We start from the raw sequence: 12725 nt of genomic DNA, 5'->3' as shown, positions 1-12725 counted from the left end.
CCGCCGATGTCTCAAATCGGTGGCCACGGAACCGCCGGCCAGTCATCGGAGGGGTAGGGGTGCACGCCGGCGTCGAGCAGCCGTCGTACGCGCTGCCAGGTGGCCTCCACCTCGGCCTGGGTGAGGAGCTCGCGCAGCCGTCGCCCCAGCCGGCCCCGGTCGATCTCTCGCTCGAGATGCGCCAGGACCGAGACGGCCTCACGGGAGAGCGGCTTGCCGCGCCACTGCCACAGCACGGTGCGCAGCTTGTCCTCCACGGAGAAGCAGACCCCGTGGTCGACGCCGTAGATGTGCCCGTCGCCCAGCGGGAGCAGGTGCCCGCCCTTGCGGTCGGCGTTGTTGACGACGGCGTCGAAGAGGGCCATGCGGCGCAGCCCGGGGGTCCGGCCGCGGATCAGGGCCAGCAGGTCGACGGCCGGGTCGGCGTCGATCCAGAGCTGGACCATGCCCGCCCCGAAGGGACCGTCGCGGTAGACCGTCGGGGGGACGATGCGCCAGCCAGTGGCGGCGGCCACCTCGTAGGCGGCGACTTCGCGGGCGGCCAGCGTGCCGTCGGGGAAGTCCCAGAGTGGCCGCTCGCCGCGCACCGGCTTGTAGACACAGGCGGCGACGAGCTCGTCCAGGCGCACCGAGCAGTAGAGCGTCATGTTCGTGGCCTCGACCAGACGGCCGGCCACATCGATGGTGCCGTCGCGCAGCAGGCGGAGCGCCGTGGCGTCGTCCAGCCCGGCGACGCCGTCCACGCCGACGGCCGGATCGCTCTCCGCGGTCATCCGGCCCCCCTGCCCGGCGCGCCGCCCGCGCCCCCGCCGGGCGGCTCGCCCGCCCCGCCGCTTCGCTCGCTCACGCCGACATTCCCCCGGGGTGGTGTCCGTTGAGACGTACGCAGATGTGCCCCTCCGGCTCCAGCGGCTGCCCGCACAGCGGGCACGGCGGACGGCCGGCGGCGACGAGGTCGAGTGCCCGCCGGCTGAACGCCCGTGCGGCGGCGGGGCTGATCCGCACCCGCAGGACCGCGGGCTCGAGCTCGAGCTCGAGCTCGTCGGGCTCGAACAGCTCGTCCTCCTCCTCGGCGGCCGTGGCCTCCTGCGCCTCGATGATCACCTGGGAGGTCTCGGGGTCCCAGGCGAGCGCCATCGTGCCCACCCGGAAGTCCTCGTCGATCGGCAGGTCGAGCGGGGCGTCGTCGGCGAGCTCGACGGGCGCGGAGGCGGGGACGGGGGCGCGGCCTCCGGTTCGGCGCAGCACCTCGTCGAGCAGCTCGTCGAGCCGGTCGGCGAGCACGGCGACCTGGAATTTCTCAAGCGCGACCGTGGTCATCCTGCCCTGGCCGCGGGCCTGCAGGAAGAAGGCCCGTGCTCCCGGTTGCCCGACGGCACCGGCCACGAACCTGTCAGGCGGATCGTAGTCGAAGACCGGCATAACCCGACCTTACGTGGTCCCGGCTCCGCCGCCGACGGCGGCATCGCTCCCGGTGATGTTTTCTCCCCCGCCGTGCTCCTCCGGAACCTCACTGGGAGGGATCAGATCCGCCACGTCGCCGCCGATGTCGTTGAGCCTGAGCAGGAAGGGGCGCAACGGGGTGTAGCGGATGACGGTGAGCGAGGCGGGATAGGCGGTGATCCGCTGGAACTGGTCCAGATGCAGCCCCAGCGCGTCGGCGACGATCGCCTTGATCACGTCACCGTGGGTGCAGACCGCGTAGGTCGCCTTCTCGCCCAGCCGGTCGTTCCACTCGCGCACGGCGCGCACGGCCCGGCTCTGGGTGTCGGCGAGCGCCTCACCTCCGGGGAACACCGCGGCGCTGGGGTGGGCCTGGACGACCTGCCAGAGCGGCTCGCGGGCCAGCTCCTCGATCGGCCGGCCGGTCCAGTCGCCGTAGCCGCACTCGCCGAAGCGGTCGTCGGTCTGGACCGTACGGCACCGCTCCTGACGCAGCGCCACCGCGCGCGCGGTCTCCTGGCAGCGGTCGAGCGGGCTGGACACGATGGCGTCGAGGTCGAGGGGCGCGAGCCTCGCGGCCAGCGCGTCGGCCTGCTCTCGCCCGCGCTCGTCGAGGTGGACGCCCGGCGTCCAGCCCGCGAGCACCGGCCCCGTCATCGCGGTGAGGCCGTGCCGCAGGAGCAGGAGGGTGGTCATGAGGAGATCACGCCCAGCGAGAGGAGCGTGAGCAGGAAGGCGCCCGCGAAGACCCGGTAGACCACGAACACGATGGTCGAATGCTTGGCGACGTAGCGCAACAGCCAGGCGATCGAGGCGTACCCGACGACGAACGAGACGATGGTCGCGACCGCGGTCGGCACCGGGGGCACGCCTCCCCCGTCGCCGATGTGGCGCAGCTCGAACAGTCCGGACAGGACCACCGCCGGGATCGACAGCAGGAACGAGTACCGCGCGGCGGCCTCCCGGGTGTACCCGAGGAACATCGCGCCGGTCATCGTGGAGCCGGACCGGGAGGCGCCGGGGATCAGCGGCAGCATCTGCCAGGCGCCGATGATCAGGCCGTCGCGCAGGCCGAGGTCGGCGACCTCTTTCTTCTTCCGCCCCATCTGGTCGGCGGCGAGCAGCAGCAGGCCGAAGAGGATGAGCATGCCGGCGTTGAGCCACAGGTTGCGCGCCGGGCCCTCGATCGCGTCCTTGAACAGCAGGCCGGCGACGCCGATGGGAACGGTCCCGAGGCCGATGTACCAGCCCATGCGGGCGTCGAGGTGGCCGCGCAGGTCCGGGGTCCACAGGCTGCGCAGCCAGGTCCACAGGATCCGGACGATGTCGCGCCAGAAGTAGATGAGCACCGCCAGCATCGTGCCGAGCTGGATCACCGCGGTGAAGGCGGCGCCGGGATCGGACCACCCCAGCAGCTTCGGCACGATCAGCAGGTGCGCGGAACTTGAGATGGGCAGGAATTCGGTGAGTCCCTGCACGATGCCGAGCACGATGGCCTGGAGAGAGTCCACGATGGGCCAGCCTAAACGCTCTGACGCGCTAATCTGGCCTGACAATGGATCAGCGACTTGTCGGGCGCAGCGGTCTGTCGGTGTCCCGGTTGGGGCTCGGCACGATGACCTGGGCCCGCGACACCGGCGCCGAGGAGGCGACCGCCCAGATCACCGAGTTCGTCGAGGCCGGGGGCACGCTGATCGACACGGCCGACGTCTACGGCGGCGGCGACGCCGAGCTGCTGATCGGCCGCCTGCTCCGCGACGTGGTGCGGCGCGACGAGCTGGTGATCTCCACCAAAGCGGTGCTGACCCCCGGCGGACGGCCCGACGCCTCGCGCCGGCATCTCATCCGCGCCCTCGACGCCTCCCTGTCGCGGCTGGGGCTGGACGACGTGGACCTGTGGCAGCTCCACGCCTTCGACCCCGACGTCCCCCTGGAGGAGACGCTCGCCGCCGTCGATCTCGCCGTCTCCACGGGGCGTACGGCCTACGCCGGCGTGTGCGACTACGCCGGCTGGCAGCTCGCCGCGGCGGCGGTGTGGCAGCGCGCGGCCGACTCCCGCGCCCCCATCGTCTGCGCCCAGGGGGAGTACTCCCTGCTCGCCCGGGACGCGGAGCAGGAGGTGCTCCCGGCCGCCGCGCACGTCGGCGCCGGCTTCCTGGCCTGGTCGCCGCTCGGCCGGGGCGTGCTGACCGGCAAGTACCGCACCGGCATCCCCGCGGACTCCCGCGCGGCGACGCCGCATTTCGCCGAGTTCGTCCGGCCATACCTGGATGAACGGTGCCGCAGGATCGTGGAATCGGTCGCGACGGCGGCCGACGGCCTCGGCGTGTCGCCGCTCTCGGTGGCTCTCGCGTGGATCCGGGACCGCCCGGGCGTGTCGGCCGCCGTGGTCGGCACGCGCACGCATGCCCAGCTTCTCGGGGTTCTCCAGGCCGAGGAGCTCACCCTCCCGCAGGCGATCCGCGAAGCCCTGGACGACGTCTCCGACTCCTGAGCCGCCCCGACGTCGGTCTCCGGCACCCCTGACGTAAAAACGAGAGTTCTTCTCGCGTATCACGCGTCCATACCGAATCGCAACTTTCGGCGAAAAATCGGGGCGCATGGGAAAAGAGTGGGAGTCGTAGGGTTCGTCCGGCACATGCCGCCCATCACGTTCACGCGACATTCCACGACATTCACCGTACGGCGACGGCGAGGTGTGGCCGGGTCGGGAGCGGCGGGGCGCCGGACGCGTCCGACGAGCGGGGAAACGACGAATCCGCATTTCGGGAAGGGGAGCATATGGAGATCGGACGTCACACGTCCGCGATCTCTGCGGGTGCGCTGGCGGTTGCCCTCAGCGTGGGAGTCCCCCTGCTGGCGGCCGAGCCGGCGCAGGCGGCCGACTGCACGGGCAGCGGGATCCTGTCCGGCGTGACCAACGGACTTTGCTCGGTGGTCCACGGCGTGACCGGCACGCTGGACGCGGCGACCGGCGGCGCGACGTCAGGGCTCAGCGGCGTGGTCGACACGGCGGTCGGTGGTGTGACGGGCACGGTGAACGGCACGGTCAACGGCGTGACCGGCACGTTGAGCACGACCGTGGGCGGAGTGGCCGACACGGTGGGCGGCCTCGGCGGCGGTGGCGGGCTCGGCGATACGGTCGGCGGCCTGACCAACACCCTCGGTGGCACCGTCGGCGGCGTGACCGACACCCTCGGGGACACCGTCGGCGGGGTCACGGACACGCTGAACGGCACGGTCAAGGGACTCGGTGACGCGCTGGGCGCCAAGGGCGGCACGGGCGGCACGGGTGCTTCGGACGGCTCAGGATCGTCCGGAGGCGGTGTCGGCGGCGCGGTCGGCGGAGTCGTAGGGGGCGCGGTGGGCGCCGTGGACGACGTCGTGCGGGGCGCGGTGGACCTGACCGGCGGGCTGACCCAGACGGAGACGGAGAAGGACGGCTGCCTCCCAGGGGCCTCCGGCGGCGCCTGCGGCGACACGGGGGGCGGTACGGCCAAGCCGTCCGGCGAGGACGCGGCGGACAAGACCAAGGCGGGCATGGTGCGCGGCGAGGCCGGGAACGACATCCTCCCGACCGAACCCATCCGCCCCCCGGAGAGCCGGCCGAACCTGATCGACGAGGGGCGGACCATCCGCCCGGTCGACCTCTCGGTGGACCCGGACGACGTCGGCATCCCGCTGCTGTGGCCGGGGCAGTACGTCCCGGGGCTGTCCACCCACATGAAGGGCGCGGCGATCCCGGCGCGACGGTCGCAGAACGGCATGGAGACGGCGCTGACCGCGGCACTGCTGCTGTCGGCGGTGCTCGCCACCCGCGTGGTGTCGGCGCGCCGCGCCCGCGCGAACATGCCCGAGTCGATGCCCCTCGAGGGCATCCGGCTCAGCGGATCGCCGGGCCGCCACCGCATGGCCTGAGCGCCGGTCATCGGCGACCGACGGCGCCGCCGCACGATGAGTGCGGCGGCGGCCGGGTCAGGCTCCGATCGCGTGGACGCCGCCGTCGACGTGCACGATCTCCCCGGTGGTGGCGGGGAACCAGTCGGAGAGCAGGGCGAGGCAGGCCCGAGCCGCGGGCTCGGTGTCGGTCAGGTCCCAGCCGAGGGGCGCCTTGTCCGGCCAGCTCTCCTCGAACTCCCGGAAGCCGGGGATGCTCTTGGCGGCCATGGTGCGCAGCGGCCCGGCGGCGACCAGGTTGACCCGGATGCCGTGCTTGCCGAGGTCGCGCGCGAGATAACGGGAGCAGGACTCCAGCCCCGCCTTGGCCACACCCATCCAGTCGTAGACCGGCCACGCCTTGGTGGCGTCGAAGTCGAGGCCGACGACCGCGCCGCCGTCCTTCATCAACGGCAGGCACGCGACGGCGAGCGACTTGAACGAGTAGGTGGAGACGTGGAGGGCGGTCGCCACGTCCTCCCAGCTCGTGTTGAGGAAGTTCCCGCCCAGGCACGTCTGCGGGGCGAAGCCGATGGAGTGGACGACGCCGTCCAGGCCGTCCAGGTGCTCGCCCACGCGGTCGGCGAGCGTGTCGAGGTGCTCGGTGTTCTGCACGTCCAGCTCGATCACCGGCGGCGGCTCAGGCAGCCGCTTGGCGATGCGCTCGACCAGGCTGAGGCGGCCGAAGCCGGTCAGCACGACGCTCGCGCCCTCCTCCTGCGCGAGCTTCGCCACGCTGAAGGCGATCGAGGAGTCGGTGAGGACGCCGGTGACCAGCAGCCTCTTGCCGTCCAGCAGACCCATGTGTCAGCTCCAGTTCCCGGTGGCCTTCGGCCACCCGTTCTCGTCCGTGCCGGAATGCCTTCCGGGGTGCTTCCAGGAAGTCAGTGACCCATTCCGAGGCCACCGTCCACGGGGATGACCGCGCCGGTCACGTAGGAGGCGTCGTCGCTCGCCAGGAACCTGACAACCTTCGCGATCTCGTCCGCGCTCGCCTGGCGGCCGAGCGGGATGCTCTTGCGGATCGCCTCCTGCTGGGCCTCGTCGAGCACGGCGGTCATGTCGGTCTCGACGAAGCCGGGCGCGACGACGTTGACCGTGATGCCGCGCGAGGCCAGCTCCCTGGCCAGCGACCGGCCGAACCCGATCAGCCCGGCCTTGGAGGCGGCGTAGTTGGTCTGGCCGGCCGACCCGAGCATGGCGACGACCGAGGAGATCAGCACGATCCTGCCGCGCTTGAGCCTCAGCATCGGCCGCACCGCCCGCTTGGCGACGCGGTACGCGCCGGTGAGGTTGGTGTCGATGACGTCGGTGAAGGCCTCTTCCTTCATCAACGGCAGCAGCGTGTCCTTGGTGATGCCGGCGTTGGCGACCACGACCTCCACCGGGCCGTGCTCGGCCTCGGCCTTCTCGAAGGCGGCGTCCACGTCCGCCGTGTTGGTCACGTCGCAGCGGACGCCGAAGAGACCCTGCGGGGGCTCACCGGAGCGGTAGGTGACGGCGACGGCGTCGCCGGCGGCGGCGAGTTCGCGGGCGATGGCGAGACCGATGCCGCGGTTGCCGCCGGTGACGAGAACAGAACGAGCCATGCACGGGACGCTACCGCTTACCGCCGGGTAACCCACTTGTCCGCAGGGCACAAGATCACACGGTTAGGATCGTGGACATGCGCCAGATCGATCCCGATTTCCTCGCCCTGCCGCTCAGGCGGCTGGCGGACGCGGCCCTGCAGCGCGCCCGTGACCTGGGCGCCGAGCACGCGGCGTTCCGCCTGGAGCGGGTGCGCTCGGAGACCCTCCGCCTGTTCGACGCCCGGCTCGAGGGTTCCATGGACGCCGACGACCTCGGCTTCGCCGTACGAGTGATCAAGGATGGCACCTGGGGCTTCGCCTCCGGCGTCGAGTTGACGCCCGAGGCCGCCGTCCGCGCCGCCGAGCAGGCGGTGCGGGTCGCCGAGGTCAGCGCGCCCATCAACCGCGAGCCGATCGAGCTCGCGCCCGAGCCCGTCCACGCCGACGTCACCTGGGTCTCCGCGTACGACGTGGACCCGTTCGACGTGCCGTTGCGCGACAAGGTCGAGCTGCTCGGCGGCTGGTCGGCCGGTCTGCTGGGCCGGGTCGACCACGTCTCCGCCTCGCTGATGCAGGTCAAGGAGCAGAAGTTCTACGCCGACACGGCGGGGACGGTGACCACGCAGCAGCGGGTGCGGCTGCATCCGGTGCTGACCGCGATGCGCACCGACGGCGACCGGTTCGACGACATGCGCACCCTGGCGCCCCCGGTCGGCCGCGGCTTCGAATACCTGACCGGCACCGGCTGGGACTTCCCGGCCGAGCTGGCCGAGATCCCCGACCTGCTGACCGAGAAGCTCAAGGCGCCCTCGGTCGAGGCGGGCTCATACGATCTGGTGATCGACCCGTCCAACCTGTGGCTGACCATCCACGAGTCGATCGGCCACGCCACCGAGCTGGACCGCGCGCTCGGCTACGAGGCGGCGTACGCGGGCACCTCGTTCGCCACCTTCGACCAGCTGGGCACCCTGAAGTACGGCTCGCCGGTGATGAACGTGGTGGGCGACCGCACCGCCGAGCACGGCCTGTCCACGGTCGGCTGGGACGACGAGGGCGTCGAGGGGCAGTCGTTCGACATCGTGCGCGACGGCGTCCTGGTGGGCTACCAGCTCGACCGGCGGATGGCCCTGCTGAAGGGCTTCGGGCGCTCCAACGGGTGCGCGTTCGCCGACTCCCCCGGTCACGTGCCGATGCAGCGGATGGCCAACGTGTCCCTCCAGCCGGCCGAGGGCGGCCCCTCCACCGAGGAGCTGATCTCCCGGGTGGAGCGCGGGATCTACATCCTCGGTGACAAGAGCTGGTCGATCGACATGCAGCGGTACAACTTCCAGTTCACGGGCCAGCGCTTCTACAAGATCGAGAACGGCCGGCTGGCCGGGCAGCTCCGCGACGTGGCCTACCAGGCGACCACGACCGACTTCTGGCGCTCCATGGAGGCCGTCGGCGGCCCGGGGACGTACGTCCTCGGCGGCGCCTTCAACTGCGGCAAGGGCCAGCCGGGGCAGGTGGCGCCGGTCAGCCACGGCACGCCGTCGACGCTGTTCCGGGGCGTGCGGATCCTCAACACGGTGCAGGAGGGCGGCAAGTGAGCGAGCGCATGGGCACTCCCCAGGAGACGGTCGAGCGGGCCCTCGCGCTCAGCCGCGCCGACGACTGCGTGGTGATCGTGGAGGAGGGGTCCACGGCGAACCTGCGGTTCGCCGGCAACACCCTCACCACCAACGGGGTCGCGCGGTCCTCGCAGCTGACGGTGATCTCGATCGTGGGGCAGGGTGTGGGCGTGGTGTCCCGGGCCGCGGTGCGTCCCGACCAGCTCGCCGACGTGGTGGCCGCGGCCGACCAGGCCGCGCGGGACGCCCAGCCGTCGGAGGACGCCCGGTCGCTTCCCGGCGGCGACTCCCTCGGTGACTGGAACCGGGCGGTCGAGCCGACGACCATCGAGATCCTCCGCGACTTCGCGCCCGCGCTGGGCGAGTCGTTCGCGGCGGCCGAGGCCTCCGGCAGGAAGCTGTACGGCTTCGCCGAGCACATCCTGACCTCCACCTTCGTCGGGACGTCGTCCGGGCTGCGCGCCCGGCACGACCAGCCCACCGGGCGGCTGGAGCTCAACGCGAAGTCGGCGGACCTGTCCCGGTCGGCGTGGACCGGCGTGGCGACCCGCGACTTCTCCGACGTGGACGTCGCGGCGCTCGACGCCACGCTCGCCCGGCGGCTCGACTGGGCCAAGCGCCGGGTGGACGTCCCGGCCGGGCGGTACGAGACGATCCTGCCGCCGACCGCGGTCGCCGACCTGATGATCTACCTCTACTGGTCGTCCGGGGCGAGGGACGCGGCCGACGGCCGTACGGTCTTCTCGAAGCCGGGCGGCGGCACGCGGGTCGGGGAGCGCCTCTCGGACCTCCCCGTGCGGCTCTACAGTGATCCGGCGCACCCGGGCATCGAGTGCACGCCGTTCGTCCTCGCGCACGCCTCCGGCCGGGAGCAGTCGGTCTTCGACAACGGCCTGGGCCTCGGCGCCACGGACTGGATCTCCGGGGGACGGCTGGCCAACCTGGTGCAGACCCGGCACTCCGCCGAGCTGACCGGGCTCGCGGCCACCCCGTCGATCGACAACCTGATCATGACGGGGCCGGACGGCGGCCGCTCGCTGGAGGAGATGATCGCCGGTACGGAGCGCGGGCTGCTGCTCACCTGCCTGTGGTACATCCGCGAGGTGGACCCGCAGTCGCTGCTGCTCACCGGCCTGACCAGGGACGGCGTCTACCTCGTCGAGAACGGCGAGGTGGTCGGGGAGGTCAACAACTTCCGGTTCAACGAGTCACCGGTCGATCTGCTCGGCCGGCTGTCCGAGGTCGGGCGGAGCGAGCAGACGCTGCCGCGCGAGTGGAACGACTACTTCACCCGCACCGTCATGCCGGCGATCAGGGTGCCCGACTTCAACATGTCCACGGTCAGCCAGGCGAACTGACCCCGAGGTCTTGTCGAGGCGCGGCCGTCCCCGTGACGGCCGCGCCTCAGGCGTCTTCGAGGCGGAAACCGACCTTCAGCCCGACCTGGATGTGGGCCACCTCGCCGTCCTCGATGTAGCCGCGCACCTCGGTCACCTCGAACCAGTCGAGGTGACGCAGAGTCTCGGCGGCGCGCCGGATGCCGTTGCGGATGGCCCGATCGACGCTCTCCCCCGAAGTGCCCACTATTTCGGTCACCCGATAGGTTCGGTCCGACATGACGTCCTCCCTCTCGCTCGGACTCATGCTCATATCGCTGCGGCGCTTTCGCGCCCCCACCATGCGGGGTCTACCGTGGAGTTTGTGAAGCTTTTGGGCCGGAACCGGACAGTGCACAAGGTTACGGACGCCAGGCCCTCGCTGTCGGCGGACATCCGGCGCCGCGAGATCAGCTACGTGATCAAGATGTCCATTCGTCTCGTGTGCCTCGTGCTCGCCGTCGCCGTGCCGGCGCCGTGGCCGGTGCGGGCGCTACTCGTCGCGGGGGCCGTGGTTTTGCCATACGTTGCCGTGATCGGGGCCAATGAGCGAGGGAAAGGTCAACCGTCGCCCATGGAAACCGTGGAATCTAACCAAAACGAGATACCACGGCATCGACGCGAGATCGGGTCGTGACAAAGTCTTGACGCAACCCATGGGTTGTAGGTGTACAGTTTAGCCAAGCGCTCTGGTCCCCCGTCGGAGCGCTGGTGCCGGCGTTCCGGGCCCCCGTCGGAACGCCGATGAAGCGGCGCCGGGTGGTTTGCCCCCGTAACCACCCGGCGCTGCCCTTCTTTTTTCTCGAATTTCGCCTTAATTCGAACAAATTACCGCTTTTATGCGAACGCCATCGTTTTCACAGCGTGTCGCGATATATCCGCAACCTTCGGACAGGCACTACGGGATCACGGATCCGCGGTCAGGCGTCCTTGCGGGTTTCGGTCGTCGTCTGCTCCCAGTTACGGGCCATGGCGGAGAGGCGCTCCAGCGCGTCTTCGGGGGCGGTGCCCGCTCCCTGGGCGAGCCCGAGCAGGTAGGCGGTGAGCGGCGCGGCGGGCCGGGCCACGCCGTGGGCCACATCACGGGTCAGGTCGAGCACCGCCTCGCGGGCCACCCTCGCGGGATCGACGCCCAGTTCGCGGCAGACCAGGGCGGTCCACTCCTCCAGCACGTTCACACGGTCTCCTCGTTCGTCCCTCGAGTCGTTCGTCCCTCGAGTCCGGCGCGCCCGGTCGAGATCGTCCATAGTGTCGCAGTCGAACCAGGGGGCCCGCCCGCCCGCCTCCGCGGCGAGGCGGACGGTCACCGGTTCGAGCGGGCCGAGCACCCCGCGCAGCGAGCGGCCGCCGTACCGGGCGAGGGCATCGCGGAGCGCCCGCGTCCGCCACACGCCGGTCAGCCACTGCTCGGCGCCCTCGTCGTCGACCAGCACGGCGCCCGCGGCGCCCGCCTCCCGCGCCGCGGCGCGCAGCGCCGTCACGTGATCCGCGGTCAGGAAGGGCAGATCGGCGGCGAGCAGCGCGATCTCATCGGCCGTGACGAGGGCGAGCCCGGCCCGCAGCGCCGGCACCGGCCCGGACCCGGGCGGCTCCTCCCGGGTGTGCACGGCCCGCTCCAGCCCGCGCCCGGGACGCGGGGGGCCGACGACGACGAGGGTCCGCGCGCCGGGAACGGCCGCGGCGACCCGCTCGATCAGGGACCGTCCCGCGACCGGCTCCGCCGGCTTGTCCCGCCCCCCCAGCCGCCGCGCGTGCCCGCCGGCCAGGATCACCGCGTCGTACGGCACAACCTAGCCTCCGATGGCCGACATGGGCCGGGCCGGCTGGAGGAAGGACGGGTCGTCGATGCCGTGGCCGGCCTTCTTCCGGCCAACGGCGCTGATCCAGCGGGCGGCGAGGTCGTCGTCGGACGCCCCGGAGCGCAGGGCCGTACGGAGATCGGACTCCTCCGTGGCGAACAGGCAGTTGCGGATCTGGCCGTCGGCGGTGAGCCGGACGCGGTCGCACGCTCCGCAGAACGGACGGGTGACCGAGCCGATCACGCCCACCCGCGCCGGGCCGCCGTTCACGAGGAAGAGCTCCGCGGGCGCGCTGCCGCGATCGCGCGGATCGTCCCCCACCAGGTCGAAGGAGGCCTTGAGCAGGCCGAGGATCTCGTCGGCGGTGATCATGTTCTCGCGGCGCCAGCCGTGCTGGGCGTCGAGCGGCATCTGCTCGATGAAGCGCAGCTCGTACCCGTGGTCGAGGCTGAAGCGCAGCAGCGGGACCGCCTCGTGCTCGTTGACGCCCCGCATCAGCACCGCGTTGATCTTTACGGGAGTGAGCCCGACCCGGTGGGCCGCGGCCAGCCCGTCGAGGACGTCGGGCAGGCGGTCGCGGTGTGCGAGACGGAGGAACACGGCCGGGTCCAGGGTGTCGAGTGACACGTTGATCCGGTCCAGCCCGGCCTCCGCCAGCGGGGCGGCGAGCCTGGCGAGGCCGATGCCGTTCGTGGTCAGCATGATCTGGGGGCGCGGGCGCAGCCGTGCGGTCGCCGCGACGATCTCCACCAGCTCCCGGCGCAGCAGCGGCTCACCCCCGGTGTAGCGCACCTCGGTGATGCCGAGCCGCTCCACGCCGATCGTGACGAGGCGGACGATCTCCTCGGCGGTGAGCAGGTCGGGCTTGGGGAGCCAGTCCAGCCCTTCGGGCGGCATGCAGTACGAGCACCGCAGGTTGCATCGGTCGGTCAGTGAGACGCGCAAGTCGGTCGCGACCCGGCCGAATGAGTCAACCAGCAAGGGGGACCT

Annotated in this window: 14 protein-coding genes; 5 read left to right on the top strand and 9 right to left on the bottom strand. The window is 71.6% G+C overall.

Annotation, left to right across the window (positions count from 1 at the left end):
• Positions 1-11 precede the first annotated feature (11 nt).
• The 4 genes from AWQ71_RS12375 to AWQ71_RS12360 all read right to left on the bottom strand — a co-directional run bounded on the left by AWQ71_RS12375 (position 12) and on the right by AWQ71_RS12360 (position 2954).
• Entirely contained in the window at positions 12-773 is a 762-nt protein-coding gene (locus AWQ71_RS12375) for an SCO1664 family protein (protein ID WP_067131715.1), read from the bottom strand.
• Between the two features lie 70 nt (positions 774-843).
• Entirely contained in the window at positions 844-1422 is a 579-nt protein-coding gene (locus tag AWQ71_RS12370) for a DUF3090 domain-containing protein (RefSeq protein WP_067131712.1), read from the bottom strand.
• A 9-nt stretch (positions 1423-1431) separates the two neighbouring features.
• The gene (locus tag AWQ71_RS12365; RefSeq protein WP_067131708.1) at positions 1432-2139 is read right to left on the bottom strand and encodes a histidine phosphatase family protein; all 708 of its coding nucleotides are present in this window, start codon (positions 2137-2139) and stop codon (positions 1432-1434) included.
• Positions 2136-2954 carry an undecaprenyl-diphosphate phosphatase gene (locus tag AWQ71_RS12360; protein ID WP_067131705.1) on the bottom strand — a complete coding sequence of 273 codons (819 nt, stop codon included), beginning with the start codon at positions 2952-2954 and terminating at the stop codon, positions 2136-2138. Before AWQ71_RS12360 ends, AWQ71_RS12365 begins: the two co-directional genes overlap by 4 nt.
• A gap of 44 nt (positions 2955-2998) precedes the next feature.
• On the opposite strand from AWQ71_RS12360, the gene AWQ71_RS12355 reads away from it, so the two are divergent.
• A complete protein-coding gene (locus tag AWQ71_RS12355; protein WP_067131703.1) occupies positions 2999-3937 on the top strand; it encodes an aldo/keto reductase in 939 nt (312 codons plus the stop codon).
• A gap of 287 nt (positions 3938-4224) precedes the next feature.
• Positions 4225-5361, top strand: a complete 1137-nt coding sequence (locus AWQ71_RS12350) for a hypothetical protein (protein WP_067131700.1) — start codon at positions 4225-4227, stop codon at positions 5359-5361.
• A gap of 57 nt (positions 5362-5418) precedes the next feature.
• Here AWQ71_RS12350 and fabI read toward each other — a convergent pair whose 3' ends face one another.
• Positions 5419-6183, bottom strand: coding sequence for an enoyl-ACP reductase FabI (gene fabI, locus AWQ71_RS12345; RefSeq protein WP_067131697.1), 765 nt, complete (start codon positions 6181-6183; stop codon positions 5419-5421).
• An 80-nt stretch (positions 6184-6263) separates the two neighbouring features.
• Positions 6264-6968 (bottom strand): beta-ketoacyl-ACP reductase, encoded by a 705-nt coding sequence (locus AWQ71_RS12340; RefSeq protein ID WP_067131694.1) that lies wholly within the window; start codon positions 6966-6968, stop codon positions 6264-6266.
• Positions 6969-7045: 77 nt separating this feature from the next.
• On the opposite strand from AWQ71_RS12340, the gene AWQ71_RS12335 reads away from it, so the two are divergent.
• On the top strand, positions 7046-8539 hold the full coding sequence (locus AWQ71_RS12335; protein ID WP_067131691.1) for a TldD/PmbA family protein: 1494 nt from the start codon (positions 7046-7048) through the stop codon (positions 8537-8539).
• Positions 8540-8547: 8 nt separating this feature from the next.
• Entirely contained in the window at positions 8548-9918 is a 1371-nt protein-coding gene (locus tag AWQ71_RS12330) for a metallopeptidase TldD-related protein (protein ID WP_157570330.1), read from the top strand.
• 46 nt (positions 9919-9964) lie between these two features.
• Here AWQ71_RS12330 and AWQ71_RS12325 read toward each other — a convergent pair whose 3' ends face one another.
• Positions 9965-10177, bottom strand: a complete 213-nt coding sequence (locus AWQ71_RS12325; protein ID WP_067131683.1) for a dodecin — start codon at positions 10175-10177, stop codon at positions 9965-9967.
• Between the two features lie 75 nt (positions 10178-10252).
• Between AWQ71_RS12325 and AWQ71_RS12320 the strand changes: the two genes are divergently transcribed.
• Positions 10253-10573: a DUF3099 domain-containing protein gene (locus AWQ71_RS12320; protein WP_245658241.1), complete on the top strand. Its 321-nt coding sequence runs from the start codon at positions 10253-10255 to the stop codon at positions 10571-10573.
• Between the two features lie 283 nt (positions 10574-10856).
• Here AWQ71_RS12320 and AWQ71_RS12315 read toward each other — a convergent pair whose 3' ends face one another.
• The gene (locus tag AWQ71_RS12315; RefSeq protein ID WP_067131677.1) at positions 10857-11723 is read right to left on the bottom strand and encodes an NTP transferase domain-containing protein; all 867 of its coding nucleotides are present in this window, start codon (positions 11721-11723) and stop codon (positions 10857-10859) included.
• Between the two features lie 3 nt (positions 11724-11726).
• Positions 11727-12716 (bottom strand): GTP 3',8-cyclase MoaA, encoded by a 990-nt coding sequence (moaA, locus tag AWQ71_RS12310; protein WP_067131675.1) that lies wholly within the window; start codon positions 12714-12716, stop codon positions 11727-11729.
• Positions 12717-12725 lie beyond the last annotated feature (9 nt).

It is taken from the genome of Microtetraspora malaysiensis, from assembly GCF_001528665.1.
GTDB classification, from domain to species: domain Bacteria; phylum Actinomycetota; class Actinomycetes; order Streptosporangiales; family Streptosporangiaceae; genus Microtetraspora_A; species Microtetraspora_A malaysiensis.
Note: the sequence above shows the minus strand (reverse complement) of the source record. Positions and strands in the feature narration are given on the sequence as shown.

What these genes read in the sequence shown, in the direction of transcription:
- AWQ71_RS12375 (WP_067131715.1), bottom strand. Translation starts at nt 773, where the DNA reads ATGACCGCGGAGAGCGATCCGGCCGTCGGCGTGGACGGCGTCGCCGGG.
- fabI (WP_067131697.1), bottom strand. Translation starts at nt 6,183, where the DNA reads ATGGGTCTGCTGGACGGCAAGAGGCTGCTGGTCACCGGCGTCCTCACC.
- AWQ71_RS12355 (WP_067131703.1), top strand. Translation starts at nt 2,999, where the DNA reads ATGGATCAGCGACTTGTCGGGCGCAGCGGTCTGTCGGTGTCCCGGTTG.
- AWQ71_RS12335 (WP_067131691.1), top strand. Translation starts at nt 7,046, where the DNA reads ATGCGCCAGATCGATCCCGATTTCCTCGCCCTGCCGCTCAGGCGGCTG.
- AWQ71_RS12365 (WP_067131708.1), bottom strand. Translation starts at nt 2,139, where the DNA reads ATGACCACCCTCCTGCTCCTGCGGCACGGCCTCACCGCGATGACGGGG.
- AWQ71_RS12330 (WP_157570330.1), top strand. Translation starts at nt 8,548, where the DNA reads ATGGGCACTCCCCAGGAGACGGTCGAGCGGGCCCTCGCGCTCAGCCGC.
- AWQ71_RS12370 (WP_067131712.1), bottom strand. Translation starts at nt 1,422, where the DNA reads ATGCCGGTCTTCGACTACGATCCGCCTGACAGGTTCGTGGCCGGTGCC.
- AWQ71_RS12350 (WP_067131700.1), top strand. Translation starts at nt 4,225, where the DNA reads ATGGAGATCGGACGTCACACGTCCGCGATCTCTGCGGGTGCGCTGGCG.
- AWQ71_RS12340 (WP_067131694.1), bottom strand. Translation starts at nt 6,968, where the DNA reads ATGGCTCGTTCTGTTCTCGTCACCGGCGGCAACCGCGGCATCGGTCTC.
- AWQ71_RS12325 (WP_067131683.1), bottom strand. Translation starts at nt 10,177, where the DNA reads ATGTCGGACCGAACCTATCGGGTGACCGAAATAGTGGGCACTTCGGGG.